Origin of the sequence: Candidatus Methylomicrobium oryzae, from assembly GCF_016745425.1 — a bacterium.
Lineage (GTDB): Bacteria > Pseudomonadota > Gammaproteobacteria > Methylococcales > Methylomonadaceae > Methylomicrobium > Methylomicrobium oryzae.
The window spans coordinates 58,186-84,484 of the sequence record NZ_JAERVK010000005.1 but is presented as its reverse complement, the minus strand read 5'-3'; the positions used below and the strand labels follow the sequence as shown (position 1 = coordinate 84,484).

The 26,299-nt window shown below is 57.9% G+C and carries 24 protein-coding genes; 9 read left to right on the top strand and 15 right to left on the bottom strand.

Translation table 11 applies throughout. The features are described from left to right. Positions 1-115: 115 nt before the first annotated feature. The 3 genes from JJL52_RS06970 to JJL52_RS06960 all read right to left on the bottom strand — a co-directional run bounded on the left by JJL52_RS06970 (position 116) and on the right by JJL52_RS06960 (position 4,183). Positions 116-658, bottom strand: a complete 543-nt coding sequence (locus JJL52_RS06970; RefSeq protein WP_202051686.1) for an REP-associated tyrosine transposase — start codon at positions 656-658, stop codon at positions 116-118. A gap of 349 nt (positions 659-1,007) precedes the next feature. After that, entirely contained in the window at positions 1,008-1,985 is a 978-nt protein-coding gene (locus tag JJL52_RS06965; RefSeq protein ID WP_202051685.1) for an ABC transporter permease, read from the bottom strand. Next, positions 1,982-4,183, bottom strand: coding sequence for an ABC transporter substrate-binding protein (locus JJL52_RS06960; protein WP_202051851.1), 2,202 nt, complete (start codon positions 4,181-4,183; stop codon positions 1,982-1,984). Before JJL52_RS06960 ends, JJL52_RS06965 begins: the two co-directional genes overlap by 4 nt. Positions 4,184-4,308: 125 nt before the next feature. Here JJL52_RS06960 and JJL52_RS06955 point away from each other — a divergent pair, with 125 nt between their 5' ends. Then, a complete protein-coding gene (locus JJL52_RS06955; RefSeq protein WP_202051684.1) occupies positions 4,309-5,091 on the top strand; it encodes an enoyl-ACP reductase FabI in 783 nt (260 codons plus the stop codon). 128 nt (positions 5,092-5,219) lie between these two features. On the opposite strand, the gene JJL52_RS06950 is transcribed toward JJL52_RS06955, so the two are convergent. Beyond that, positions 5,220-5,468, bottom strand: coding sequence for a hypothetical protein (locus JJL52_RS06950; protein ID WP_236994109.1), 249 nt, complete (start codon positions 5,466-5,468; stop codon positions 5,220-5,222). A gap of 469 nt (positions 5,469-5,937) precedes the next feature. On the opposite strand from JJL52_RS06950, the gene acs reads away from it, so the two are divergent. Both acs and JJL52_RS06940 read left to right on the top strand, forming a co-directional pair. Beyond that, entirely contained in the window at positions 5,938-7,881 is a 1,944-nt protein-coding gene (gene acs / locus JJL52_RS06945) for an acetate--CoA ligase (protein WP_202051682.1), read from the top strand. Positions 7,882-8,013: 132 nt separating this feature from the next. Further along, positions 8,014-9,705 carry a tetratricopeptide repeat protein gene (locus JJL52_RS06940; RefSeq protein WP_202051681.1) on the top strand — a complete coding sequence of 564 codons (1,692 nt, stop codon included), beginning with the start codon at positions 8,014-8,016 and terminating at the stop codon, positions 9,703-9,705. A 207-nt stretch (positions 9,706-9,912) separates the two neighbouring features. On the opposite strand, the gene JJL52_RS06935 is transcribed toward JJL52_RS06940, so the two are convergent. From JJL52_RS06935 to JJL52_RS06910, 6 genes are all read right to left on the bottom strand, one after another. Continuing rightward, positions 9,913-10,713: a ferritin-like domain-containing protein gene (locus JJL52_RS06935; RefSeq protein ID WP_202051680.1), complete on the bottom strand. Its 801-nt coding sequence runs from the start codon at positions 10,711-10,713 to the stop codon at positions 9,913-9,915. Between the two features lie 670 nt (positions 10,714-11,383). Beyond that, entirely contained in the window at positions 11,384-12,490 is a 1,107-nt protein-coding gene (gene leuB / locus JJL52_RS06930; RefSeq protein ID WP_202051679.1) for a 3-isopropylmalate dehydrogenase, read from the bottom strand. 138 nt (positions 12,491-12,628) lie between these two features. Beyond that, the gene (locus JJL52_RS06925; protein WP_494545878.1) at positions 12,629-14,728 is read right to left on the bottom strand and encodes a hypothetical protein; all 2,100 of its coding nucleotides are present in this window, start codon (positions 14,726-14,728) and stop codon (positions 12,629-12,631) included. A gap of 8 nt (positions 14,729-14,736) precedes the next feature. After that, positions 14,737-18,606, bottom strand: a complete 3,870-nt coding sequence (locus JJL52_RS06920) for a PKD domain-containing protein (protein ID WP_202051677.1) — start codon at positions 18,604-18,606, stop codon at positions 14,737-14,739. A 9-nt stretch (positions 18,607-18,615) separates the two neighbouring features. After that, positions 18,616-18,801 (bottom strand): hypothetical protein, encoded by a 186-nt coding sequence (locus tag JJL52_RS06915; RefSeq protein WP_202051676.1) that lies wholly within the window; start codon positions 18,799-18,801, stop codon positions 18,616-18,618. A 424-nt stretch (positions 18,802-19,225) separates the two neighbouring features. After that, positions 19,226-19,393, bottom strand: a complete 168-nt coding sequence (locus tag JJL52_RS06910) for a hypothetical protein (protein ID WP_202051675.1) — start codon at positions 19,391-19,393, stop codon at positions 19,226-19,228. Between JJL52_RS06910 and JJL52_RS06905 the strand changes: the two genes are divergently transcribed. After that, positions 19,392-19,991 (top strand): hypothetical protein, encoded by a 600-nt coding sequence (locus JJL52_RS06905; RefSeq protein WP_202051674.1) that lies wholly within the window; start codon positions 19,392-19,394, stop codon positions 19,989-19,991. The genes JJL52_RS06910 and JJL52_RS06905 overlap by 2 nt on opposite strands. A 4-nt stretch (positions 19,992-19,995) precedes the next feature. On the opposite strand, the gene plsY is transcribed toward JJL52_RS06905, so the two are convergent. Next, positions 19,996-20,580 carry a glycerol-3-phosphate 1-O-acyltransferase PlsY gene (plsY, locus tag JJL52_RS06900; protein ID WP_202051673.1) on the bottom strand — a complete coding sequence of 195 codons (585 nt, stop codon included), beginning with the start codon at positions 20,578-20,580 and terminating at the stop codon, positions 19,996-19,998. 94 nt (positions 20,581-20,674) lie between these two features. Here plsY and folB point away from each other — a divergent pair, with 94 nt between their 5' ends. Together folB and folK are read left to right on the top strand one after the other, a co-directional pair. Then, positions 20,675-21,034, top strand: a complete 360-nt coding sequence (folB, locus tag JJL52_RS06895; RefSeq protein ID WP_005374163.1) for a dihydroneopterin aldolase — start codon at positions 20,675-20,677, stop codon at positions 21,032-21,034. Next, positions 21,031-21,531: a 2-amino-4-hydroxy-6-hydroxymethyldihydropteridine diphosphokinase gene (folK, locus tag JJL52_RS06890; protein WP_202051672.1), complete on the top strand. Its 501-nt coding sequence runs from the start codon at positions 21,031-21,033 to the stop codon at positions 21,529-21,531. Before folB ends, folK begins: the two co-directional genes overlap by 4 nt. Here the strand turns inward: folK and JJL52_RS06885 are convergent. Beyond that, complete coding sequence (locus tag JJL52_RS06885) at positions 21,520-22,251, bottom strand: pteridine reductase (protein ID WP_202051671.1); 732 nt, start codon at positions 22,249-22,251, stop codon at positions 21,520-21,522. The genes folK and JJL52_RS06885 overlap by 12 nt on opposite strands. A gap of 15 nt (positions 22,252-22,266) precedes the next feature. Between JJL52_RS06885 and JJL52_RS06880 the strand changes: the two genes are divergently transcribed. After that, the gene (locus tag JJL52_RS06880; RefSeq protein ID WP_202051670.1) at positions 22,267-22,875 is read left to right on the top strand and encodes an arylesterase; all 609 of its coding nucleotides are present in this window, start codon (positions 22,267-22,269) and stop codon (positions 22,873-22,875) included. Here the strand turns inward: JJL52_RS06880 and murI are convergent. Genes murI through trpD form a run of 3 tightly spaced genes read right to left on the bottom strand, consistent with a single transcriptional unit; the run spans position 22,842 to position 25,523 of the window. Beyond that, the gene (gene murI / locus JJL52_RS06875) at positions 22,842-23,687 is read right to left on the bottom strand and encodes a glutamate racemase (RefSeq protein WP_436231511.1); all 846 of its coding nucleotides are present in this window, start codon (positions 23,685-23,687) and stop codon (positions 22,842-22,844) included. The two genes, JJL52_RS06880 and murI, sit on opposite strands and share 34 nt — an antisense overlap. 4 nt (positions 23,688-23,691) lie before the next feature. Then, complete coding sequence (gene trpC / locus JJL52_RS06870; protein WP_202051669.1) at positions 23,692-24,492, bottom strand: indole-3-glycerol phosphate synthase TrpC; 801 nt, start codon at positions 24,490-24,492, stop codon at positions 23,692-23,694. After that, a complete protein-coding gene (gene trpD, locus JJL52_RS06865) occupies positions 24,489-25,523 on the bottom strand; it encodes an anthranilate phosphoribosyltransferase (RefSeq protein ID WP_202051668.1) in 1,035 nt (344 codons plus the stop codon). Before trpD ends, trpC begins: the two co-directional genes overlap by 4 nt. Before the next feature lie 102 nt (positions 25,524-25,625). Between trpD and JJL52_RS06860 the strand changes: the two genes are divergently transcribed. Next, the gene (locus tag JJL52_RS06860; RefSeq protein WP_202051667.1) at positions 25,626-25,868 is read left to right on the top strand and encodes a FitA-like ribbon-helix-helix domain-containing protein; all 243 of its coding nucleotides are present in this window, start codon (positions 25,626-25,628) and stop codon (positions 25,866-25,868) included. After that, a complete protein-coding gene (locus JJL52_RS06855) occupies positions 25,865-26,275 on the top strand; it encodes a type II toxin-antitoxin system VapC family toxin (protein WP_202051666.1) in 411 nt (136 codons plus the stop codon). Before JJL52_RS06860 ends, JJL52_RS06855 begins: the two co-directional genes overlap by 4 nt. Positions 26,276-26,299: the final 24 nt, after the last annotated feature.

Genomic DNA, 26,299 nt, shown 5'->3' with positions numbered 1-26,299 from the left:
GACGTCAGGAGGCGCATCAATCGCGAGCGATGCGCTTCACTTCGTTCAGCACATCCTACGGTCCTAACAGGATCGTAGGATGTGCCGACATAAGGAGGCGCATCGCTTGAAAACCTCATTCAAGATATTCGATCCCATCAATAATATCCAGACGTTCGTCATTTCCCCAATTCTCCGGATAAATCCCTTGCTCCACATAACGATGGAAACTCGAATAAGGCCAATCCCGAACCCGCTCTACCCAGCCGTGTTTGACCGGGTTCCAATGGATATAATCGGCATGGCGGTTGAAGTCCGTTTGATCGCGCAAAAGATGCTCCCAGAAACGGCGCTGCCATATTCCTCTTTCCCTACGGGATTTTCGGCTGGCGGAAATTCGTTCGCGGTTTTCGATGTTTCGCGAAAAATAGCCTTTCAACATACTCCAACGCAACGGGAAATCAGCATCATTGGGAGGCAATGTCCAGATGCAGTGCAAATGGTCGGGCATAACCACCACCGCATCCATACGGAAAGGATGACGCGACTTGGTGTATTCAAATGCCTCTCGCAGCAAATCGATTTTATCCGTCAATAAATGGTTACCTTTACGTTCGGCCAGATTCACCGTAAAAAACCACGATGCACCGGGAACGTAGGCGCGGCGGTATTCGGTCATTTTTATTTCCTTCAGTCAAACAGTATAGGTGTAGGATGTGCCGACGCAGGAGGCGCATCAATCGCGAGCAATGCGAACGATGAGAGCGATGCGCTTCACTTCGTTCAGCACATCCTACGGTCCTCGGCCAGATTCACAGTGAAAAACCATGACGCGCCGGGGACGTAGGCGCGGCGGTATTCGGTCATTTTGTCTCCATTTGTTCGGTTATCGAAGCAAGTAACCTATCTCCATGAAGCCGTTAAAAAGGCGTAGGATGTGCCGACGTCAGGAGGCGCATCAATCACGAACGATGCGAGCGATGCGCTTCACTTCGTTCAGCACATCCTACGGTCCTTTCTCACATCGTCTAAGACAACCTCACTCGCGGATCCACCAGCGTATAAGAAACATCCGTCAACAACAGCCCCAGCACATACAGAATCGACCCCAGAAACACCATCGCCCGCACCATCGCGAAATCCTGGCTGTTGATCGCGTCGATCGTGTAGCTGCCTAGCCCTGGGATACCGAAGAACGACTCCATGATCAGGCTGCCCATGAACAGGAGCGGCAATACCACCACCACGCCGGTCAGGATCGGGATCATCGCGTTCGGCAGTACGTGCCGGAACAGGGCCTGGGTTTCGGTCAGACCTTTGGCGCGAGCGGTGCGGACGTAGTCCTTGCCGACTTCTTCGAGGAACAGGGTCCGGTACCAGCGCACGCCCGAGCCGATGCCCGAAACCACCCCGATCACGACCGGCAGGATCAGAAACTTGAACGCGCCGAAACCTTCGTCATAGCCGGAAATCGGGACCAGTTTCATCAGCTTGCCGATCGCGAACTGGCCGCCGATGATGTAAAACAAGGACGAGATCGACATCAGGATCACGCACAGCACCAGCCCGCCGAATTCGAGATAGCTGCCTCGGAACAACACCATCAGCAGCGCGAAGCCGATGTTGACCAACAGGCCCACCGCCAGCGTCGGCAGCGCAAGCGCTAGACTCGGCCACATGCGCTGCCGGATGTCCGCGCCGATGTTGCGGCCGCTGTCGGACACGCCGAAACGGAACAGAAACAGGCCGACCGTCTTCCGGTAAAAAATCGTCTCGGTGAGCTTGTCGCCGCCCTTGGCCTTTTCGTTCCAGAGCAGCGGCTTGTCGTAGCCGTGCTGCTGTTTCCAGTTCTGGATCGCCTGCGGGGTTACATGCTTCAGGCCGAGCTGCATCCGGGCCATGTCGTTGGGGCTGTTCACGACGAAGAACAGCACGAAGGTCAGAACATTGATCCCGAGCAGGATTGGAACCGCATACAACAGGCGGCGGATAATGTAGTAGATCATCGGGTAGCTTCCGTTTGAATCTTCAATGCGTCGGAGACGGGCCGGTGGGTGCGGCGTCGGTAGGCGCTGACCGCGGGCATGAGCAGCAGGATCAAAACCGCGCCGCCGATAGCAAGAGGCCAGAGCACCGGCCGATTCCATTGTTTGCGGAGCTCGGCGCGCTGTACCGGATCGATCCGGATATATTTGGTCCGGTTGTTCGCCATCAGGTTCGGCTTTAGGTTACTCGTCCAGCCATGGTACAGCGAAAAGGTCTTCGGGTGAAAACCGAATACCCACGGCGCATCGCGGCGGATGATCTCCTGCATCTGCCGGATGATTTCGAGGCGCAGCCGGCCGTTCTCCATATTGCGCATCTGTTCGAACAAATGGTCGAATTCGGGATTCCGGTAGTTGCCGGCATTCTCGCCGCTTTGCTTGACCTTGCCGTTCGGCCCGTACAGCAGTGAAAAGAAATTTTCCGGGTCCGGGTAATCGGCGTTCCAGCCCCAGGTAAAAATCTGCGCATTGCCGGAACTCATTTTCTGCTGAAAGCGGTTGTAATCGGTCGCGCGGATCACCAGCTGAATGCCGAGCTTCTGGAACTGCTTGCGGTACCAGTTCATCAGCGGCTTGTCGTCGGCATTGGTCGCGACGGTGTCGAAGTACAGAATCAGCGGGGCTTTGGTCTTCGGATCGATGCCGTTCGGATAGCCGGCTTCCGCGATCAGCCGGCGGGCCGCTTCGATCGACTTACGCTGCGGTTTGCCGTTGTTCCAATCGTAGACGTAGCGGTTGACGCCAGCCTCGCCCGATTCGTTGCCGAAAATGCCGGGCGGAATCGCGCCCTGGGCGGGAACCCCGCGCTCGTTCCGGAAGATTGCGATGAACTCCTCGTAATCGACCGCGATCGCGATCGCCTGACGCAGTTTCCGGCTCATCTCGCTGTCGCCGCCGACCGTCGCATCGAGCATGTTGAAGCCCATGTAGAAGATCGAGGTTTCGACCGAAGTCTGCAGGCGGATGCCCTTCTCTTTCAGGCTGTCGGTCAACGTGATCCCGCCGCCGGTAAACTGGACCGCCTGGTCGAAACTGTCGGAGGCGATGCCCGAGGCATCGTAATAGCCCTGCAGAAACTTGCTCCAGCTCGGAATCGTTTCTTTCTCGAGCGTGAAGACTACCTTGTCGATGAACGGCAACGGCTTGCCCGCATCTTTTAAAAGCCCCTTCTCGGCATCGCCCGGCTCGCCTTCGACCGGATAACTTTCCGGATGAAAATTCGGGTTTTTCAGCAGCAGCATCCGCCGGTTCGGATTGTTTTCGGCCAGATAATAAGGCCCGCTGCCGACCGGATACCAGTCCAGCGTGACGTTCTTGTCATCGAGCCCCGGCTGGCCGTAGAACGCATCGGCCTCCCACGGCATCGGCGCGAAAAACGGCATGGCCAGCCAGTAGCTGAACTGCGGATATTTGCCCTTGATCCGGATCTTGTAACGGTAGCGGCCCAACACTTCGACACCGCTCATCGGCAGCGTCCTTAGCGCCGTCCTGGGCTTGTCCGCGCTTTGTCTGGCGAACTCGTCGAAACCGACGATATAGCCCTTCATGATTTCCGCGATCGGCGACTGCGTTTTGGGATAGGCCAGCCGCTTGATCTGGTAGACATAATCGTCGGCGGTCAATTCGCGCGTGCCGGTTTCGGCAAAATCGCTCAGGGTCGAGAGTGAATCTATTTTGCCGCTATCGAGTTGGTGATAGCGGTATTGCCCACCCTGATCCTGCGCGAAAGCGGGGTGCGGCTGGAAGCGGATGCCGGGCTTGATTTCGAGCAGGTAGTCGCTGTAAGCGATGCCTTGCGGATTCGCATCCGGGGCCAGCTTTTGCCCCTGCCGATCGTAGTAGGTAATCTCGGGCAGGCGCGTGACCGTCAGCGGCACCAGTTGATAAGGCCGCTTCAGATAATGGTATTGCAGCGGCGGCTCGTAAATCTGCGCGATGAACGCATATTCGTTCTCGCTGTAGGCGACTGCCGGATCCAAGTGCTTCGGCCGTTCCGCGAATGATTGGTACAGGACCGCCTGCTTGTCGTCCTCGGGCGGGTAAGGATCGTTCCAGAGCGCGCCGGTACAACCGGCCGGAATCAGCGCAACCGCCAGGCAAAACAGCACGAAAGGCAAAACGCCGGCAGGCCGAAATTTGGATGACAAAAGACTGGACATCGCAGGAGTGGTCGTGGATACTTTGCGGTCTATTTTATCGTGTTTGCAGGACGATGCCGGATTTTTCGCTCGCGAAGCAGGCACGGCGGAAAACAATATATCAACAATAATAAGGGGAGATCAGAATGGGATTCATGCAGGGCAAACGTGTCTTGATTGTCGGTCTGGCGAGCAATCGCTCGATTGCCTGGGGAATCGCGAAGGCGATGCACCGGGAAGGCGCCGAATTGGCGTTCACCTTTCAAAACGACAAGCTGCAGAGCCGGGTCGAGGAAATGGCTGCCGAATGCGGTTCCAACATCACCGTCGAATGCGACGTGAGCAACGACGACCACATCGAGAATGTCTTCAAGGTGCTGGGCCAGCATTGGGACGGGCTCGACGGGATCGTGCACTCGGTCGCGTTCGCGCCGCGCGATGCGCTGGAAGGCGATTACGTGAACGCGACGACCCGCGACAATTTCCGGATTGCGCACGACATCAGTTCATACAGTTTTACCGCGCTGGCGAAGGCCGGCCGGAACATGATGGCGGGCCGCAACGGCTCGCTCTTGACCCTGACCTACCTCGGCGCCGAACGCGCAATTCCGAACTACAACGTGATGGGCGTCGCGAAAGCGAGCCTGGAAGCGAACGTGCGCTACATGGCGGTCGCGCTGGGCGCGGAAGGCACGCGCGTGAACGCGATTTCGGCCGGCCCGATCCGGACCCTGGCCGCTTCCGGGATCAACAACTTCAAGGCAATGCTGAGCAAGGCCGCCGATACCGCTCCGCTGAAGCGCAACGTCACGATCGAAGAGGTCGGCAATGTCGCTGCGTTCCTGTGCTCGGACCTCGCCTCCGGCGTCACCGGCGAAGTGACTTACGTCGATTGCGGCTACAACATCGCCGGACTGGCGGCGTCTTAATCAAGCCTTCTTCTCCTCGTTCCCATGCGCCGGCGTGGGAACGGAAATGCGGGTTGGGCTGGCCTAACCACTCAAAGCTCTGCAAAGATCGATTCAGCCATTGCCTATTTTATTCCATCGGTACAACCTTAACTATTAGGCTTTTTCTCACCAGCCCATTCGCCGCCCGCCCACACTCTTTCAAAGTCAGCATTGACTGCCCGATAAACGCAACTCCCGGAACCATCGGTCACAAAGTAATCGCCGCTCCTGAAAAGATAACCGGGCAAGCGCGCTTCATCATAGATGACAGCTCGACGATGAACGACGACATTCAACACGTCTATGTCCAGAAAAGGAGAGGCAATGTCCTGCCTTATTCTTTGCGATATAGTCATCATTATCTCTCCATTCCCAGGATAAAGCCCCGGGGCGCGGTTAGTAGGAAATCATTTGAATTAGCCAGTTTTTGAATTTTTCCTAAACCGCTAAAAGGCCAGTAGGCGCTTAATAAGCATTGATGTCAATCTTTATCGTCTTCCTGACATTAATGAAAAAACAAACAAAAAAACAATAACTTATTGTTAAGCTTAACTTATCCCGTAAAAAGCGTATCCACTAAAATCGGATGGGCAACAAATAAAAACATTTTGGGCTCGTCATCGTTGCGGCGAATGATCCGTTCGAACAACCGGACTCAGCGCTTTCCTTTCCTCTCACGCCGGCCTCATATATAACGCTCCTCGATCCTCCTCCAGCCTTTTCCGACGGAATTTTTTACTGGAAACAACCGACAGTTTGATAAGATGCGTTTTTGTGTCAATACCCCCTTAATCCGTCGCATTCAAATATAAAAGGATTCGTTTCATGTCTGAGGATCGTGTCTATCCGGTAAAGCCCGAAACCGCCGCCCAGGCGCATATCAATCGCGAGGCCTACCATGCCCTCTATCAACGCTCGCTCGCCGAACCCGAGACATTCTGGGCCGAGCAGGCGGAGCGGTTTCTGGACTGGGACGAGCGTTGGCGTACCGTTTCGGATTATGATTTCAAATCGGCGCATATCCGCTGGTTCGACGGCGGCAAGCTGAACGTCAGCGTGAACTGCCTGGACCGCCATCTGGACAAGCGCGGCGATCAGGTCGCGATCATCTGGGAAGGCGATAATCCGGCGCACGACCGGAAAATCACTTACCGAGAACTCTTCGAAGAGGTCTGCCGCTTTGCGAACGTACTGAAAGCCCAGGGCGTTAAAAAAGGCGACCGGGTCTGCATCTATCTGCCGATGATCGCCGAGGCGGCGGCGGTGATGCTCGCCTGCGCGCGAATCGGCGCGGTACATTCGGTCGTGTTCGGAGGCTTTTCGGCCGAGGCCTTGAAAGACCGGATTCTGGATTGCGGCAGCAAATTCGTAGTCTGCGCGGACGAAGGCTACCGGGGCGGTAAAATCGTGCCGCTGAAGGCGAACGTGGACGAAGCCGCCATCCATTGCCCGATGCTGGAAAAGATCATCGTGATCAAGAATACCGGCGGCAAAATCGACTGGCTAGAAGGCCGCGACCTCTGGTATCACGAAGCGATGGTCACCGCCTCCGCCGAGTGCCCGCCGGAGCCGATGGATGCCGAAGACCCGCTGTTCATCCTTTATACCTCCGGCTCGACCGGCAAGCCGAAAGGGATGCTGCATACGACCGGCGGCTATCTCCTGTATGCTGCAATAACCCACAAGTACGTGTTCGATTATCACGACGGCGACATTTATTGGTGCACCGCCGACATCGGCTGGGTGACCGGCCATTCCTACGTGATCTACGGCCCGCTCTGCAACGGTGCGACGACGCTGATGTTCGAGGGCGTGCCGACTTATCCGGGACCGGACCGCTTCTGGCAGGTGGTCGACAAGCACAAGGTCAATATTTTTTACACCGCCCCGACCGCGATCCGCGCATTGATGGCGCAAGGCGATCATTACGTCAATCAAACCTCCCGACAGAGCCTCCGAATCCTCGGCAGCGTCGGCGAGCCGATCAATCCGGAAGCCTGGGAATGGTACTATCACGTGGTCGGCGGCGGTACGCGCCCGATCATGGATACCTGGTGGCAGACCGAAACCGGCGGGATCATGATTACCCCGCTGCCGGGCGCGACCGGCCTGAAACCCGGCTCGGCTACGCTGCCGTTTTTCGGGATTAAGCCGGAGATTCTCGACACGAACGGCCGAATCCTCGAAGGCGCCGCTGAAGGCAGCCTGGTGATCGCGCGCTCCTGGCCGGGACAGGCGCGGACGATCTACGGCGACCATAAGCTCTACATCGACACCTATTTCAGCAAGGCCCCCGGTTTTTATTACAGCGGCGACGGCGCCAAACGCGATGCCGACGGCTATTACTGGATCACCGGCCGGATCGACGACGTATTGAACGTGTCGGGCCACCGATTAGGCACGGCCGAGATCGAAAGCGCGCTGGTGCTGCACGAGTCGGTCGCGGAAGCGGCGGTGGTCGGCTATCCCCACAACATCAAGGGCCAGGGCATCTATGCCTATGTGACGCTGAACGCGGGCGTCGAACCGAGCGAGCAGCTCAGAAAAGAGCTGGACGAACTGGTCCGGAAGGAAATCGGCCCGATCGCGCACCCGGACATCATCCAATGGGCGCCCTCGCTGCCGAAAACGCGTTCGGGCAAGATCATGCGCCGGATTCTGCGCAAGGTCGCGGCGGGCGAACTGGACAATCTCGGCGATACCTCGACACTGGCCGACCCTTCGGTCGTGCAGAACATCATCGAGCACCGGGTTGTCGGCAAGGGTTGACGGCGGGACTGCCGCGCAATACTATCCCATAGAACCCCGGCATGCCCGCTCTTTGCCGGACAACCTCATCAGCCGCGCACCGCTCCGTCCGGACAACGTCGCGGGAAAACCCATTAACAGGAGGTGGGGGATATGCTAACCGAAGCCTTTTATCCCCGGCTAAAATTACATCCTTTGGTATTTTTGGCCGCCTTTTGCATCTCGGCGCTCGCCGGCTGTGCCGGCCCATCGGTTCAAACCGCTGCCTTGAAACCCGGACAGCCGCTGTTTGCCGGCCTCGGCACGCACCGTTATCCGGTAACGACCCACATTTCCGAAGCACAGCGCTACTTCGACCAGGGGCTGATTCTGGCCTATGGCTTCAACCATCAGGAAGCCGCCCGCTCATTTCGCGAAGCGTACCGCCTCGACCCTGATTGCGCACTGTGCTACTGGGGCGAGTCGCTGGTACTCGGCCCCAACATCAACGCGCCGATGTCGCCTGCCGATGTACCCGCCGCCTACCGCTCGCTGGAGCAGGCAAAGGCGCTTGCCCAAAACGTCACTCCAAAAGAACAGGCACTGATCTCGGCTTTGGCGAAGCGCTACAGCCAAAGCGCCACGGAAAACCGCAAACCGCTCGACGAAGCCTACGCGAAGGCGATGCGCGAAGTCGCCGCGCGCTTTCCCGACGATGCCGATATCGCGGCCTTGTTCGCCGAATCCCTGATGGATCTTCACCCGTGGAATTTCTGGACCAAGCGCGGCGAAGCCCGTCCGTGGACGCCGGAAATCGTCTCAGCACTGGAGCACGCGCTGGCGATCGACTCGGATAATCCGCTCGCAAACCATCTCTATATCCATGCGCTGGAGGCTTCGCCGAATACCTCGAAAGCCCTGCCCAGCGCCCGGCGCCTGCCGTCGCTGGTGCCGGGTTCGGGACATTTGGTACACATGCCCGCGCATATCTATATTCGGATCGGGCATTACCGCGATGCGATCCTGGCCAATCAGCAGGCGGTCAAGGTCGACAAGGATTACCTGAGTCACGCGCATCAAGTCGAAGGGATCTACAAGTTGGCCTATGTGCCGCACAATTACCATTTTTTGTGGTCCGCCGCGACCAAGACCGGCCAGAAACGGCTGGCCGAGCAGGCCGCCGCCGACACCGCCACCCATGTCAGCCAGGACCTGTTGCGCGAACCCGCACTCACCGGCACGCTACAGCATTTTCTATCGATCCCGCTGTATACGAAAGCGCTGTTCGGCGAGTGGGACGCGATCATCGATGAGCCTGCGCCGCCACCCGACCTGTTGTATCTGACGGCTGTCTGGCACTATGCGCGCGGGATGGCTCTCCTGAGAAAGGATGACGTCAAAACGGCGCAGCAGGAGCTCGCGCATCTCGAACAAATCCTCGATAACCCGGCTATCCTTAAGATGACCCTTTCCGACAAGAATCCGGTAACCAAAATCCTGCAGATTGCCGCCGAAATGCTGGAGGGAGAGATTACGGCGCTGCGCAAAGATTACGCGAAGGCAATTGCGCACTTGCGACGCGCGGTCGAGATCGAAGACGGACTCAACTACATCGAGCCGAAAGAATGGTATCTGCCGCCCCGGCAGGTGCTTGGCGCGGTTTTATTGGAAGCCGGAAAAGCACGGGAAGCCGAACGAGCCTACCGGCAGGATTTGCGCTGCCATCCGCAGAACGGCTGGTCGCTGTACGGGCTGGTGTTGAGCCTGTTCGAGCAGGGCAAAATGAAAGAAGCGGAAGCCGTGAAAAAACAGTTCACCGAGGTATGGCGCGATGCCGATGTGACACTGACCGGTTCACGATTTTGAGAGCCCTCCGCTGGATGGGGCATGTTGCCCCGCCCGCAGAGTTTTACGGAAATTTCGAGAGAATGATGTTGAAACGGTAGAGGCGGGGTTATAAACCCCGCCTTGCCCGGTCCTGATGCCGGCGAAAGAGCCGATTGAGTTTCAGTGGCGGATGGCGCTTCGCTTATCCGCCCTACGCCCCTCGTTTAAAAACGGACTCGCGCCGGATTAACCGTCTGCCTCCAGCCAGTCCAGCTCGGCATCCGAGAACCCCGCCTGAATCCGCAATGTCCGGTTGAAAGGCCCTTTTGGCCGTCCGCCTTTGTAATACTCGCCGATGAGGCGGCGGTATTCGGCTTCGGGTTCCAGCCCCTCTTCCCGGCAAACGAACTTAAACCAGTAAGATCCGAGCTCGACATGACCGATCTCGTCGGTCAGGATTCGGGTCAGGATCGCGACGCTTTGTTGATCGCCGGCCTGCCGGAACTTCTCGATCAGCGCCGGGGTCACGTCCAGTCCCCGCGCCTCCATGCAGCGCGGCACCAGTGCCAGGCGTGCCGGCAAGAGCCCCGCCGTATCGGTCGCATGCTCCCAGAGGCCGCCGTGCGCGGGCAGATCGCCGTAATCGACACCCATCGACCTCAGATGCTCGCGAATCAATGAGAAATGCTGGGCTTCCTCGTCAGCTACACGCAGCCAGTCCGCATAAAACTGCTCCGGCAGGCCCCGGAAGCGGTAGAGCAAGTCCCAGGCCAGGTAAATCGCGACGAACTCGACATGCGCGATCGCATGGAAAAACGCTGCGACGCCTTCGGGCGTGTTCAGCTTCCGGCTCGGCATTTCGCGCGGAGGCAACAGCATCGGCCGCTCTGGAAACCGGACACCCTCGATCGGCAACACCTGCCCGGATGAAGCCGACTGCAAACGGTTTTCCCGCAAGAGTTGCATCGCCCGGTGCGTCAGCGCCAGTTTTTCGTCGATGTCGTTCCGGTAAAGGCAGGCTTCGGCGAATTCAAAGATCGAGTTCATTGGAGAGAAGTCGGTTAGCCTTTCGAAGGTTAAAATTCGGAAAAATATCGCTGGATGTAGGGTACGCACCGCGTACCTTTTCATAGTGTTCCACTGTTTTTGGCGGGAGCCAGGTACACGGTGCGTACCTCAATGCGTTAAGTTAAGAAAAACTACGTCATTCCGGCAGGGAATGTCGGAATCCAGCTGCCAGGGATGGCAAACTTCGGATACATCCCTGTAACCTCGGCAATTGCTCCTGCATTGCTCTACCTCCTGCATCCGTGCAGTCGTCGGCAATTGCTCCTGCATTGCCCTCGATCGCGTGTTCCCGACGCGATCTACCTCCCCCATCCGTGGGGTCGTCGATCGCGTGTTCCCGACGCGATCTACCTCGCCCTTCCTTGGGCGCGTACCTCTGTCCATAGACCACCCTTTCGTGGCGGCATCCATGCAGTCGTGGATCTCGGCACACATCTGTCTGGAACAGATTTGCATGACCCGAAGGGGGCCAGGCCGGAAAGCCTGGCATGAATCGATGCCGGAATGACGGCTTAACTTAACGGTATTGGTACGTACCCTACGGCCCTACAAGCACAGTCTCGCCAGAGGTTTTCGATTGAATGAGATCAGTGAAACGGTAGAGACGGAGTGACGAACCCCGTCTCACACAGTTCATGCAATGCAATCTTTATACTTTCGGCATCGCACGCAGCTTTTCGACGACCTTGTCGCCGAATTCGACGGTACTGATCATCTTGACACCGCTGCCCGGCTTGGACAGGTCGGCGGTCGAGAAGCCGTCCGCGAACACGCCCTGCATCGCCGCCCAGACATTCTTCGCCTCGTCGGCCATGTCGAAGCTGTTTTCCAACATCATTGCGACCGAGCCGATCATCGAGTACGGGTTCGCGATGTTCTTGCCGGCGATGTCGGGAGCGGAACCGTGCGAGGGCTCATAATAGGCCTTGTCGTCGCCCAGGCAGGCCGAAGGCATCAGACCCAACGAGCCGAGGATGCCGCCGCCCTGGTCGCTCAGGATGTCGCCGAACATGTTTTCCATCACCATCACGTCGAACTGGGCCGGGTTCAGGCACAGCGCGGTCGCGGCCGCATCGACCAGATAATTGACGACTTTCACTTCCGGATATTCCTTCGCGACTTCTTCCATCACTTCGTTCCAGAGCACGCTCGATTTCAGCACGTTGCTCTTGTGGATGTTGTGCAAGAGCTTCCGGCGCTTCATCGCCAGCTTGAATGCCTGATGCATGATCCGGCGGATCTGCTCTTCGTCGTATTCGAGCGTTTCGCGCACATAACGCAGGCCCTGCTCGTTGACACCCATTTCTTTTTCGCCGAAATACAGACCGCCGACCAATTCGCGCACCATGATCAGATCAATCCCTTCGCCGATCACTTCGGGCTTCAGCGGGGAAAAGTGAGCCAGCGCCTTCGGCAGCGATACCGGACGGAAGTTCGCATAGGTATTGTAACGGCGGCGCAGCGGCAAGAGCGCGCCGCGTTCGGGCTGCTTGTCGACCGGAATTTTTTTCGATTCCTCGTGGCTCAGTCCGATCGGGCCTTTCAAAATCGCGTCGGCTTGGTCGCAAATGTCGATCGTTGCCTGGGGGAACGCATCGCCGGTCGCGAAATAGGCACAAGCGCCGAACAGTGCCGGCATCAGTTCGAAGGTGACGTCGTTGCGTTCTTCGACGACTTTGAGAACTTTGAGAGCTTCCTGGGTAATTTCGGGGCCGATACCGTCACCGGCCAAGACGGCGATTTTGTAATGCTTCATGGGTGCCTTTGGGAATGTTAATGAATTCAATGAACTGAAATAAACCGTTCATTATACTGTAGATTACGCGGAGTCGTGTAGGTCGGGCACGCGCTTTTTGTGCCCGACATTTACAAGGTCTTAAAAGGTGACAGGGTTTCAGACCCGCGCAATACTCCGAAGCAGGATCGCCCATGGACGTCGGGCAACGATAAAGCGGTTGCCCGACCTACTGGGCTGGGTCAACACGCCGTTCACTTGCTTGCCGATGCGCCGGTTGCGGCCGTCGATGAGGTAATCGATGGCGGTGCCCTCGGGCAACTCAACATGGCGCAGGTTGCCCAGTACCAGTACGTCATAGCGGTAGGCGGTCGCCGCCGTGCCGGCGGTCTTGCTTTTCAGCTCGCCGTTATCGGTGTAGGCATAGACGGCATGGGGATCGTCGAGCAGCCGGTCCTGGGCATCGTAATGGGCGACAGTCTGGCCGTTGATCTCGGTACGGTTGCCGTTATCGTCGTAGCCGTAGCTAACCTGTACGGTACCGTTCAATTTGACTTCGGCCAGCCGACCGGCCGCATCGTAAGCGTAATCGAAGGTTTTGGTACTACCGCCTAAGGTTTCGGTTTTCTGTGTGATTCGTCCCAGCGGGTCGCGGGTGAAACCGGCCTGGTACAGGTCCGATCCGGCCGCGCGGGCCCGATACCCGATGACTTCGCCGAAACCGTTGTAGGTGTAACTGTCGGTCAGGCTGCCCAGTACCGTGCCGGTGAGCCGGCCGTTCTGGGCGTCGCGGTCGAGGCGGAGGGTACCGGCCTGGATCAACAGGCTGTCGGCATCGTAGCCGTAGGCGATGGCATCGGCGCCGTTGACGCTGAGGCGGTTGACGCGGAAGTCGTTGTCGTAGGTTGTGCCGACGTTGCCGCTCACGGCGCCCGACCAGGCGGCCAGGGACGGCAAAGCACCGTTGTAGGTCTCACTCAGCGTCAGCCCGTCCGGGGTGGTGATGCCGGCGAGCTTACCGGTCGCGGGATCGTAAGCATAGGTGTAGCGGCCTTCGGGCACGGTGAGACTATCGAGGCGGCCGGCGCTGTCGTAGGCCATGTCCAGGGTCAGGCCGTCCGGGCGCTGGATTTGCGTCAACTGTTTGTCCGGATCGTACTGATACAGGGTACTGTTGGCCCCGGCGGCGACCTCCGGCGGTACGCTGGATTCGGCCTGGTTGAGCGGCGTATAGGTAAAGCGGTGCTCGGGCCGGCCCGGCGGCAGGAGGGAAACCCGGTTGCCGCCGGCATCGTAGTCGAACAGGATCTCGCGGTGGTCCGGCAGGATTTGCCGGGTCACCCGGCCGGCCAGGTCGTATTCATACTTGACTTGCCGCCCGAGCGGATCGGTGACGCTGTCGAGATAGCCTTGCGGATTGTAGGTGAAGCGGACGAGCCGCTCATCCGCGCCGCTGCCTTGGACGAGGGTTTCCAAACGCCCCTGCGGATCGTAAGTGCGGTTGACGGGCAGGAGGCCGGCCATCTGAGTCTCAGTGATGCGGCCCTGGCTGTCGATGACGGTCCGGGTTTGCCGGGCGGCCGGACTGGTGGCGGTAAAGGTCTTGCTCGCGGCATCGTATACGGTGGTATGGGTGCGGCCGTTTAGGGTCTCGGTCTCCGTCAGCGTGACAAGGCTCAACGTATTGCCGGAAAGAACAGCTGTGCGCTGGCCGGTCCGGTTAGCGGTCAGGCCGCCGGTGCTGATTTGCAGGCTTCGGGTAATCGGCGACAACATGGAAAAACGCGGATCGGGGCCCTGCACCGACGTAATTACCGTGCCGTCGGCCGCTGTGGTCACCACTGTGCCGTCGGTTTTTTCCAAGGTTGTCGAGCTTGTATTGTCGGGCCGGGTATGCGTCCGTTCCCGGTCGCCGGCACCGAGATGGCGTGTCGCATGGGTGGTGACCCGATCGAGCGCGCTGGCAAGCGAAACCGCATGACCATCAGCCAGTTCGGTGCGGGTTAGCGTGGAACTGCCGTTGGCGGCATGGGTATCGGTCCACAGCCGTCCCGAGGCGTCATAAGTAAAGGTGGAAGCATAGCCGCGCGGATCTTTGAACGAAGTCAGCAAGCCGTCGGCGGTGTAAGCCATTTCATGGCTTTCTCCTGCGGGATTGGTAACCTTGGAGAGGTAGCCATTGCTGTCCACTGCCAGTGTGGTGCGCTGGCCGAAAGGCGCGACGATGGCGCTGGGATTGCCCAGGGCGTCCCGCTCAATGCGGGTGGTCAGACCGTCGGCGTCGGTAATACGGCTGAGGCGGCTCTGTGAACGTAGGTAAAAGTTAATAAAGTGGTGCCGGTGAAGGCATTTAGGGTGGCGAGGTGGCGGCCTTGGTGATCGAAGCGGTAGAGGTCTATGCCGTCTTTGGACGGGATTAGAACTTCATTCAAGTTAAAACCGGCTAATGCGGGAGAAGCACGGCGAATTCTATAATTACCATCGCTGATATACAAGCGCTCATCGGCTCCAACTGCGATATCCGAAACATAGTCCAATGAAACTTGCGTAGCTGGCCCGCCATCGCCGCCGAATCCATATGTTCCATTACCCGCCAGTGTAGTGATAATGCCATTAGGGTCCACCCGGCGAATTCTATTGTTATCAGAATCGCTGATATACAAACTGCCATCGGCTGCAACGGCGATACCCCAGGGATTTTTAAGCTGTGCCTGTGTCGCTGGCCCGCCATCGCCGCTAAATCCTCCTGTGCCATTGCCCGCTACCGTGGTAATAATGCCATTAGGGTCCACCCGGCGAATTCTTTGATTACTAAACTCACTGATATACAGACTGCCCTCGGCTGCAACGGCGATACCCCAGGGATTTCTAAGCCAAGCTTGCGTAGCAGGCCCTCCGTCCCCCTTGAATCCGTATTTTTCACCAGCCACAGTGTTGATGACATTTTTGATACTCGTACCGATGCTACGTTGACTGCCATCACCTTGATAAAGTATTTGGCTGAGCGGATGATCATAGCGGTGATGAACACTGATCTCCCATCCCGCTTGCGCAGACTGACGAGCATCATGTTGACTGACACGGCTTATATATGTCTGCCAAAGTATGACTGGCTGACGGGCGGCAATATCGCCCGGGATGCGTTGCCCGCTGACAGTGCCAAAGCTTGCGGCCAGATTCGGCGGCAGATTGTAAAACGCCGGATAGACATAGCCGATGCGAATCTGTAAAGCCTGCTCTCCCGAAACTGTGCGGCCATAAACGTCCAGACCGTCCCAGGTAAAGGTATGGCTTTGGTTGGGCGCAGCCGGGAAGCTCTGGTTAATAATCCGGCCCGCGATGCTTAATTCAAGATCGATGCGTTGCAGGGTGCTGGACACTGTCGCGCCGCTCAACGGAATCTGTATCGTATTGCTTCCCTTTCTGCCCAACACCCGGTCGCTGCGGTAATTCAAGCTGAAAGGCGTTCCGGTGATGCCCAATGTCTCGCCCAGCGTCTGGTTTTCGCATTCGATGATCGAGCCGTCCGCCAGGCAAGGGGCGTCCAGCTTATCGGGTTTGGGCGGCTTCTGCTGGGGCGGCGGCGAGCCCGGCGCCGGGCTGGTGCCATAATTGAGGTCGTAGGTTGAAAAGTGATCCACCGGCACCCTTTGCAAGCTTTTTCCTACCGCATAAATGGCGGCGAGTTGGGCGCGCTCCACCTGGGTGACACCCAGGGCCGGATTGTTATCGGCCACGCTGTCGCCGTCGGTATCCAGGTCGGCAAGGCCGCCGGCAATGCCGACAATCTTGACGATACGGCCATCGGGGGCAGGTATCCAGGCGCTTTTGTCTTTATCGTAGTAACCGACCGGCACTTGAATTCCGGTGGGAAATCCGAGAAAGTTGTCCACATAAAAGGACACCGGCCGGCTAAACAGTACTTCTTTGCCGGCAACGCTGACGTTGGCTTCGTCGGCGCCGATTTCCACCGCATAGGTATAGCCGACGGCGGGCGGCAAAGGCCCCGGCATGGCTTTCGGGCCGTTGTCGCCGACGGTATATTCGGTAAGCCGCAGATTGAGGGTGGATACCGGCATGGTTGTGCCGTCCGGCCGGTAGATTTGCGCCTGGGTACCTTGCGGAATTAACACAGTGGCCTGCCGCGTGCCGTCTGCGTCAGTCTGGCTGCTGCCTTGCGCGATTTGCATCGGCGTTGCGGCGGTCAAATCCACCGTGGTGACGATTGCATCCCTGGCGATCAGCACCACGTCTTCCACGTCTTGGTAGACTTGCCAACCCGGATTCACCTGCCGCTGGGAGTTGAGGTAGCCGGTTTTCGCATAATTCACCGTCAACAAGCCGCCGCCGTTTACGGCCATATCGAAGGCGCCGTCCGCCCGGCTCAAAGTCTGGCCCAATTCCGGATGCTGGTTGATGGTGACGGTCACGCCGGGCAGCGGATGATTTTGCTTGTCGAGCACTTTACCCCGCATGACAGCCACACGCTTGGCGTCCAGAACTTCGGAAGCCACCCCGGTCTGGATCGGATGACTGCCCGAATAGAGAAACTCGGCCGCGGCGGAAACCGGCGTCGCCACGGTCGCATCGGTTTTAGGCGCGACAACGGCCGGATCAGGGGGCAAGGCCTGATCGGAACCGAGCGATAGGGTCAGCGAGACGGCCGCCCCTTCCGCCGCCGAAGCCCCAGGGCCTGGATTTTGCGCTATCACGCTGCCGGGGCTGGCCGGATTATGGCTAAAATCGAGCGTACCGACGCTTAATCTGGCCTGGGCAATGGCGGCCTCTGCGGCAGTGCGGCTCAAGTTGACCAGATTCGGAACGCTGATGAAATCCGTCGGCGCCACCGTTAGCATGTAACTTTGACTGTCGCTGCCGCCTTTCGCATCGGCCACGGCCACATTCACCGACTGGACGCCGGCTTGACCGGCCGCCGGCGTCCAGGCTATCAGGCCGCTCTGTGCATCGATGGTCATGCTGGCGGGATACACGGCAAGGCTGTAAGTCAGCGTATCGCCATCCGCATCGCTGGCGTCAACGTCATAACGGTAGTCAGCCCCTATCGTTGCCGTCGTTAAAGGTTGGGCCGTGATCCGGGGGGCCTGATTGACCGGATCGGCAACGGATACGGTCACCCGTGCCGTGTCGGGATCGCTGTTCGCCTGACCGTCATTGACGATCAGCTGGCCGATGTAATCGCCCGGCCGATCGGGAGTGAAAGCGGCTTTTGCCCGGTCGGCGTGCAGGACGACAGCCTGGCTGCCCGCCGGCTGATGCAGCAGGGACCAGTCATAGGTCAATGCATCGCCCTCGGCATCGACAGATAAGCTACCGTCCAACTCCACTGTTTCGCCCACGGTTTTATCGGTCTGGTCCGGGCCGGCATTGGCCCTGGGCCGGGTATTTTGCGTATCAATGGCGACAAAATCCGGTTCGCTGTCCAGTTCGCCGTCATTCACGACCAACCGGGCGACGTAATGGCCTGGTTTATCAATGGCGATACGGCATTGCTGTAAGCGGTCGTCGACGAGGACGGCGCTGCTGGCGGCGGGTTTCTCGGTTAAGCTCCAGCGGTAGCTCAACACCTGGCCATCGGCATCATGCGAAGCGCCGCCATCCAGGAAGACCATGCCGCCGACAAAGGCGCTCTGGTCTGCGCCGGCATTGGCGACGGGTGCGGAATTACGGGTATCGATGACAACCTGATCGGGAGCGCTGTCGAGAAAACCATCGTTCACGATGAGTTCAACTTGATAACGGCCAGGGACATCAACCGGAAACGCAGGGCGTAGAGCGGTGTTATCGCTGAGTTGGGCGGAACTGTGGATGGGTGCCCCGGTAATCCGCCAGCGGTAACTTAACGGGTCACCGTCGCTGTCTGTCGATGCGCTGCCGTCGAGCACCGCCAGATCACCCATGTACAATGTCTGATCGGCACCGGCATGGGCGATGGCAGCTTGATTGCTGCGCAACAGTTGCACCGTGATACTGCCGCCGGGTTTACCGCGCAGTTCTACCATCAAGGTATTGACGGCTTGTGCCGTAACCGGCAGCGTCAGCGTGGGTGTTTGCGGGTTGAAGAGGGAAGGCCCTGCGACCAGATTACCGTTCCAGTAGATGGCGCCGGAGCCGACCAATTTATCGATTCAGGGCCTGTCTTGCAGACCGCCATTGACGATAAACAGGCGATATGAGGCGGAAGGATTAGTGACGGTAATGGTTTTTTGTACCGTGACCGGATTGCCTGTACTGCGGGTGAATTGTTCGGGACCATAGACGCTAATCTCCCCGGCTTGGACTCTAAAACCCGTCAGCAAGAATAAGGTTAACATCCAACGGCTGTGTAAGGCCGGAAGCAAGGGTTCGACACTCTAGATGGGCAACCTGTCTTGTCAAGTTTGCCGGCACGCTTCAACAAATTCTTCAGGACAATTTAACATATAAAATACTTACAATATTTATGAAGAGCAGCGGAAGTTTTTTTTCTATCTATGCTTTGATTTTTTAATCAAAAAATTTTAAAGTCTTCTGAATATTACGGTTTTCTGATGATTAATACTAACTTTATCAGTTAATTAGCACTACTTAGATAAAATAATCTTTTTTGCATAAACAGAGATTCATAAAGAACTATCGCCTAAACTAAGCCGCTTTATCGCCTCCGCAACCTTCTGACATACCCAAGCGTGCCATATGATTTAAAGCCCCGACGCCCAGCCAAATTTCCACCGGCTACCCCGCAAAACACCGGCTTTTTCAGTTTACCGATAAAAGCGCATCTTCATTCGAAGCAAGGCGGTTCGGGCAAACTGCGGCGATCGCACCCGCACCCTGCTGTTCGGTAGATAATTGCCGTTCACCGGCTTTATCCCTATCGGAAAAGGACATACAATCAATTTTTAGGAAAAGGAGTCGCAGAACCATGCATAAATGCCTCCTTGTTATCGCCTGCTGGCTGTTGGCGTGGCTTCCTGCCGGAGGATCATGCCGGGAGGCGACGGTCGTGTCCGTGCCAACCGGAGAATGCACGTTCAGCCTCGAAGTGGACGAGGAATGGCATGCCCTGCGTCTGCGTGCGCACCATCCGCGTTATCGGCCCTGCAATATCGGCCAGCAAACGATCCTGGCGCTTCTCGACGCGGCGTTCGCCAAAACCGAACCGCCCGCACTGCAGGGCGGATACACGTCCTTATCGCTCGGCCGGCTGATCGATTACCCCTGGCTATCGCATTATCTGGCCGAAGCCGCCTCTCGAGATAAGCGTTGGAACAGGAAAACAGGCCGGCCGGTTAAGGCGGAAATCAACGCCTATACCGGCCGCCTGCTTTATAACCGGGACCTGCTGAAGCCGGTTCAAGCGGAACTCGGCAAACACGGCTACCGCATCGCCGGCGTCTCGGTCGAAAAAGTGCTGGTCGGCCACGCTTCCGACCTGCCCGGCCCCGCACAGGCACGGCTCGTTGGACGAATTCCCTTCGATGCGCAGGCCTGGCTACAATTGCAGAAACTGTCAAATCGATAGGCCGTCAAGACTTGATCGTCTTTTCCTCGCCGGCCAGGAGCCGCTGAATGTTGCTTTTATGCCGCCACAGCAGCACTGCGGTCATCAGCGCCACCGCTACGACCAGCACCGGATTGCCGACGATGAACCAGGCATAGGCCGGCGCCAGCACCGCCGCCGTCAGCGCGGACAGGGACGAAATTTTGCCGACCTTGTACATCAGCAGCCACGTCGCGACGAAAGCGATGCCCAGCACCCAGGAAAAGCCGAGCAGCACGCCGATTGTCGTCGCAACGCCCTTGCCGCCTTTAAAGCCGAAAAAGATCGGGTAAAGATGCCCGATGAAAGCCGCAAGGCCGGTTGCGGCGAGCAATCCGGCCGGCACACCGAGCAGATGGGCGGCGTAAACCGGAATCAACCCCTTCAGCAAATCGCCCGACAAGGTAGCGGCCGCCGCCTTCTTGCCGCCGATCCGCATCACGTTGGTCGCTCCCGGATTGCCGGAGCCCTGCTCGCGCGGATCGGGCAGGCCCATCAGTCGGCAGATGATAATCGCACTGGAAACCGACCCTATCAGATAGGCCGCAGGAACAAACAACCACTCAATCATATACACCTTTCGTCAATCAAAACTTGTAAGCCGAGGGCAATTCCCCGATACTTAGCGCTTTTAAAAAAGCGCTCATCATAACCGGAAAACTACCATGGACATCATTTTTTTAGGCGGGCTGGAGATCAAAACGATCATCGGCATTTACGACTGGGAACGGGAAACGAAACAAAGCGTGGTGCTCGATATCGAAATGGGATTCGACATCGGAAAAGCCGCCGAAACCGACGACATCCAGTACGCGCTCGACTACAAAAAAGTCTCCAAGCGGATCATCGGCTTTGTCGAGGAGAGCCAGTTTTTTCTGGTCGAAAAACTCGCGGTGGAAATCGTTAAAATCATCCAGAACGAATTTCAGGTACCTTGGGTCAAACTGACGTTGAACAAGAAAGGCGCGATCAGCGGCGCCAGCGATGTCGGCATCATGATCGAACGAGGGGATCGCAAACAGTGACCAGAGGCTATATCAGCATTGGCAGCAACATCGAGAAGGAAAAAAACATCCACAGCGCATTGCGCGAGCTGTCCCTGCTTTTTGGCGGATTGGTGGTTTCGAGCACATACGAAACCGAACCCGTCGGCTTCGACGGAGCTACTTTCCATAACCTGGTCGTCGGTTTCGACTCCGACCTGGACGTTAAAACGATCGCGAAACAGCTCCGGCAGATAGAGCTGGATCACGGCCGCACGCGCGGATGTAAAAAATTTTCATCCCGAACCCTCGATTTGGATCTGATCCTGTTCGGCGACCTGATCATCAACGACGACGGCCTGCAGATTCCGCGCGACGAAATCGAACGCTACGCGTTCGTTCTGGAACCGCTCGCCGAAATCGCCGGCGATTTGCGGCATCCGGTCAACGGCATCAGCTACCGCGATCTGTGGGAACGCTTCGACAAGGACGGTCTCGCGCAAAAACGGGTCAACCGGGGCTGGTCGTCAATAGAATAAGGTGCGCCCGCCGTCGACGGTCAGTATCTGGCCGGTCATGTAATCGGCATCCCGGACCAGAAACGAAACCGCTTTTGCGATATCGTCCGGCTCGCCGCTTCGTTTAAGGGCCACACGCTGGAGAATTTCCTGTTTGTGCTGGTCTGACAGATCGTGCTCAGGCCAGATGATTGCGCCGGGCGCCACGCCGTTGACGCGGACCTCCGGCCCCATTTCCTTGGCCAGTATCCGGGTCATCGCCGCGAGCCCCGCCTTTGCGAGGCTGTACACCGAAAAATCGGGCAAGCCGCGTTCGGCATGGATGTCGACGATATTCACAACGCATCCCTGCTTGGCCTTCAGGGTATCCCGCAAGGCCTGGGCTAAAAAAAACGGCGCTTTCAGGTTGCTGCCGAGCAGTTCCTCCCAGTGCGCTTCGGAAACCTCGCCGAAAGGCGTCGCGTAAAATGCCGAGGCATTATTGATCAGGACGTCGATGCCTCCACCGATTTCCAGCGCCGCTTTGGCGAGCCCTCCCAGCTGATCCTTGTCCAGCAGATCGGCCTGCAGCGCGCTGGCCGAAGCCGGCCGCAGCCGGTTCAACTCACCGCACAGATCAAGCGCTTCCCGTTCCGACGACTTATAATGCACGATCACATGACAGCCTTCCCGGTGCAGCCGCCGCGCGCAGGCCGCGCCGATCCGTTTGGCCGCGCCGGTTATAAGTACATTTTTTTGCATCGATTCTGCTCCGCCATGACAAACCTTCTGCTATTTCTCCCTTTGCTGATTACTCTCGCCTCCTGCAGCAAGTCCTCGGACTCGCTAAGCAAATTACCGGATCAGGGGGTAATTCTCGCTTTCGGCGACAGCCTGACCTACGGCACCGGCGCTTCGCCCCAGCGCGATTATCCGAGCGTCTTGGCCAGACTGACGACGCGGCAAGTGGTCAATGCGGGCCGTCCCGGGGAAATCAGCAGCGAGGGCCTCAGGCGCCTGCCCGACCTGCTCGACCGGCACCGGCCTGACCTCCTGATCCTGATTCACGGCGGCAACGACATGCTGCGCCGGATTCCGCCGGAACATACCGCCGAGAACCTGAAGCAAATGATTACTCTGGCTAAAAACCGCCAAATCGGCGTGGTGATGCTCGGTGTGCCGGCTCCGACTATTTTCTGGCTGTCCAGCGCCGGTTTTTATCAGTCGCTTGCCGAAGCGATGGACGTTCCGATCGATCTCGAAACGCTCCCCGAGGTGCTCGGAGACAACAACCTCAAATCCGATATGATTCATCCGAACGACCAAGGTTACGAGCGGATCGCGACGCAGATTCACGGGCTGCTGGTTAACTCGGGAGCCTTATGAGCCTCGGCTTCAGGCAAACGTTCAACGCTCGCATTCCGGCACCATAACTGCGTAATCACCGGCCCGGTGGTCGCCGGATCGGCGCTAGTCCAAAATCGCTCGGAGCCGGACTCATTCGCATCATTCAGCAAACCATGCGCTTCGAGACGCCGGCAAAGCTGGCGCGCGACCGCTTCGGACGAATCGATCACTGCGACATTCGGCCCGGCAATTTCCTGAATCAAAGCGCGAAGGAAAGGATAATGGGTGCAGCCGAGCACCAGGGTGTCAGCCCCTTTGATCAAAAGCGGCGCCAGATAGCGCTCGAGCAGGCTACGCGTCTTTTCACCGGCCAGTTCGCCCGCCTCGACCTGCTCGACGAGCCCCGGACAGGCTTGCGGCAGGATTTCGGCTTCGGAACCGTAACGCTCGAACAGCTTGACGAAATTGTGGCTGGCCAGTGTCCGGCTGGTCGCAAGTACGCCGACCACGCCGGTTCGGGTTTGCGCGGCGGCCGGCTTGATTGCCGGTTCCATCGCCACGATCGGCAGCGTGAAACGAGTCCTCAGCGAGGCCGCCGCCGCCCCGGTCGCGGTATTGCAGGCGACCACGATCGCTTTCGCGCCGCGGTCGAGCAAAAACCGGGTGATCGCGAGCGACCGCTTTTCGATGAACGCCCGGGGCTTGTCGCCGTACGGCGCATGGCCGGAATCGGCAACATAAATCAGGTTTTCGGCGGGTAATTGGCGCCGGATCTCACTCAGCACCGACAGCCCGCCGACGCCGGAATCGAAGACGCCGACCGGATCGGCATTCGAATGCAAAACCGCCAAGATCCTATAAGCCGAACAATTCGCGCATTTTCTGGCCCGGACTGTCCGCGCGCATGAACGCTTCGCCGACCAGGAACGCATAGATGCCGTTATCGAGCATCAGCTTCACGTCGTCGGGCGTATGGATGCCGCTTTCGGTAATCACCAGACGGTCTTCGGGAATTTGCGCCTTCAAATCCAGCGTTGTCTGCAGCGTCGTCTCGAAGGTGCGCAGGTTCCGGTTGTTGATCCCGATCAGTTTGGCATCGAGTTTCAAGGCACGGTGCAATTCTTCTTCGTTGTGCACTTCGACCAGCACATCCATGCCCAGTTTGGCGGCCAGTTCGGCCAGCTCGCGCATCTGGCCGTCTTCGAGCGCGGCGGCGATCAGCAGGATGCAGTCCGCCCCGAGCGCGCGCGCTTCATAAACTTGGTACGGATCGATCATGAAATCCTTGCGCAGTACCGGCAACGGGCAGCGCTCGCGAACCAGTTGCAGGTACACTTCGGAGCCCTGGAAATACTCCTTGTCGGTCAGCACCGACAGGCAGGTCGCGCCGTTCATCGCGTAATCCTGGCCGATCATGACCGGTTGGAAGTCTTCCCGGATCACGCCCTTGCTCGGCGAGGCCTTCTTGATTTCGGCGATGATCGCCGGTTTTTTCATCATGACCCGGCCCAGCAGCGCCTGATAGAATCCGCGCGGTTTTTCGACGCTTTCGGCGAAACTTTCAAGGTCGACGATCGGCGTGCGCGCCTTGCGGCGGCTGACTTCTTCGGCTTTGGTGTCGAGGATTTTTTTCAGGATGTCGGGCGTATCGGTCATAGCGTCAATGGAGTGTTCATAGAGTTTGAATAAGCAATCAGGGCGTCCAGCTTCGCGCGCGCGGCGCCGCTGGCGATCAGTGTATCGGCTCTGGCGATGCCGGCTTCGAACGAAGGGGTAAGATTCGCCGCATAGATTGCAGCGCCGGCGTTCAGAACAACAATATCGCGCGCGGGGCCGGGCCGGTTATCGAGCACGGTCTTCAGCATCGCAAGGCTCGATTCGGCGTCGTCGATCGCCAGTTCCGCCAAACTTGCGCGCTGCAAGCCGAATTGTTCGGGCGTTACCGTATAGGTCGCGACGGCGCCGTCTTTCAGCTCGGCCACATTCGTAGCTGCGGCGATGCTGATTTCATCGAGTCCGTCGTCCGCGTTCACGACCAGCACGTGCCGGCTGCCGAGTTTCTTCAAGACCTGGGCCAAGGGCTCGACCCACTCCTTCGCGAATACGCCGATCAACTGGTTAGGCGCGCCGGCGGGATTGGACAACGGACCGAGCAGGTTGAACAGGGTCCGAACTCCCATTTCGCGGCGCGGCCCGCTGGTGTGCTTCATCGCGCCGTGCAGTTTTTGCGCAAATAAAAAGCCGACGCCGACCTGATCCACGCACTCGGCGACCTGTTCGGGGCTTAAATCCAGATTTACGCCGGCCGCCTCCAGCACATCCGCACTGCCGGAACGGCTCGACACCGAACGGTTGCCATGCTTGGCCACCTTCGCGCCCGCCGCCGCAACCACAAACGCGCAGGTAGTCGAGATATTGAACGTGTTCGCGCCGTCGCCGCCGGTGCCGCAGGTATCGATCAGATGCTCACCGGTAACCGGCACCTTGCTCGCCAGCACGCGCATCACTTCGGCCGCCGCGGCGATTTCGTCGACCGTTTCGCCTTTGCAGCGCAACGCGATCAAGAAACCGCCGATCTGCGCATCGGTCGCATTGCCGCTCATGATCTGAAGCATCACCGCGCGCATCTCATCGTGCGTCAGGCTCTGTTTATCGAGCAGTTTCTGCAGGGCTTTTTGGATTTGCATCGGAAAAATTATTTCTCATTCTATATTCGCATCGGCCCTTGCTTTTTAAAACCGGCAAAACCATAATGGAACCGATTTGGTTGTACCTTGGAGATGGCAGAAATGACTAACCTTACTCTCAAAAACATACCGGACGATTTGTACCATCAACTGAAAGAGTCCGCCCGCCTGCATCATCGAAGCCTCAATGGCGAGATTTTGTATTGCCTCGAACGCACGCTCCGCCCCCGCCCTATTGATGTTGCCGAACGCCTGGAGGAAGCCAGGCTGATCCGGGAAAAAACGGCTCATTATAAATTAACCGACGAAGAAATCGATACAGCCAAGCGGGATGGCAGGCCATGATCGTAGTCGATACGAACACCCTGGCCTATCTCTATTTAAGCAGCGACAAGTCTGCGCAAGCCGAACGGCTGCTGACGCTCGAACCGAAATGGATCGCGCCACGCCTTTGGAAAAGCGAATTTCGCAATGTCCTAGCGCTCTATCTGCGCAAAGCCATCCTTTCGATCGAAGACGTGCTGCTGATTCTCAGACAAGCCGAAAGCCTAATGCTCGGCAATGAACACGATGTGTCCTCGGTTCCCGTCATGCAATTGGTTCAATCCAGCGCCTGTTCGGCTTACGACTGCGAGTTCGTCGCCCTAGCCAAGATGCTTGGCATTCCGTTGATTACCGCCGACAAAAAAGTCATCGGCGCTTTTCCCGGCATCGCTTGCACGATCGACGATTTTCTTTCCAAGCCGCGTTAACTCGGCTTTTTTATCGTTCCCACG

Bases quoted from the DNA above. Each gene is read 5' to 3' on its own strand.
- JJL52_RS06970 (WP_202051686.1), bottom strand. From the start codon at position 658: ATGACCGAATACCGCCGCGCCTACGTTCCCGGTGCATCGTGGTTTTTT.
- JJL52_RS06965 (WP_202051685.1), bottom strand. From the start codon at position 1,985: ATGATCTACTACATTATCCGCCGCCTGTTGTATGCGGTTCCAATCCTG.
- JJL52_RS06960 (WP_202051851.1), bottom strand. From the start codon at position 4,183: ATGTCCAGTCTTTTGTCATCCAAATTTCGGCCTGCCGGCGTTTTGCCT.
- JJL52_RS06955 (WP_202051684.1), top strand. From the start codon at position 4,309: ATGGGATTCATGCAGGGCAAACGTGTCTTGATTGTCGGTCTGGCGAGC.
- JJL52_RS06950 (WP_236994109.1), bottom strand. From the start codon at position 5,468: ATGACTATATCGCAAAGAATAAGGCAGGACATTGCCTCTCCTTTTCTG.
- acs (WP_202051682.1), top strand. From the start codon at position 5,938: ATGTCTGAGGATCGTGTCTATCCGGTAAAGCCCGAAACCGCCGCCCAG.
- JJL52_RS06940 (WP_202051681.1), top strand. From the start codon at position 8,014: ATGCTAACCGAAGCCTTTTATCCCCGGCTAAAATTACATCCTTTGGTA.
- JJL52_RS06935 (WP_202051680.1), bottom strand. From the start codon at position 10,713: ATGAACTCGATCTTTGAATTCGCCGAAGCCTGCCTTTACCGGAACGAC.
- leuB (WP_202051679.1), bottom strand. From the start codon at position 12,490: ATGAAGCATTACAAAATCGCCGTCTTGGCCGGTGACGGTATCGGCCCC.
- JJL52_RS06915 (WP_202051676.1), bottom strand. From the start codon at position 18,801: ATGTTAACCTTATTCTTGCTGACGGGTTTTAGAGTCCAAGCCGGGGAG.
- JJL52_RS06905 (WP_202051674.1), top strand. From the start codon at position 19,392: ATGCATAAATGCCTCCTTGTTATCGCCTGCTGGCTGTTGGCGTGGCTT.
- JJL52_RS06910 (WP_202051675.1), bottom strand. From the start codon at position 19,393: ATGGTTCTGCGACTCCTTTTCCTAAAAATTGATTGTATGTCCTTTTCC.
- plsY (WP_202051673.1), bottom strand. From the start codon at position 20,580: ATGATTGAGTGGTTGTTTGTTCCTGCGGCCTATCTGATAGGGTCGGTT.
- folB (WP_005374163.1), top strand. From the start codon at position 20,675: ATGGACATCATTTTTTTAGGCGGGCTGGAGATCAAAACGATCATCGGC.
- JJL52_RS06885 (WP_202051671.1), bottom strand. From the start codon at position 22,251: ATGCAAAAAAATGTACTTATAACCGGCGCGGCCAAACGGATCGGCGCG.
- JJL52_RS06880 (WP_202051670.1), top strand. From the start codon at position 22,267: ATGACAAACCTTCTGCTATTTCTCCCTTTGCTGATTACTCTCGCCTCC.
- trpC (WP_202051669.1), bottom strand. From the start codon at position 24,492: ATGACCGATACGCCCGACATCCTGAAAAAAATCCTCGACACCAAAGCC.
- trpD (WP_202051668.1), bottom strand. From the start codon at position 25,523: ATGCAAATCCAAAAAGCCCTGCAGAAACTGCTCGATAAACAGAGCCTG.
- JJL52_RS06860 (WP_202051667.1), top strand. From the start codon at position 25,626: ATGACTAACCTTACTCTCAAAAACATACCGGACGATTTGTACCATCAA.
- JJL52_RS06855 (WP_202051666.1), top strand. From the start codon at position 25,865: ATGATCGTAGTCGATACGAACACCCTGGCCTATCTCTATTTAAGCAGC.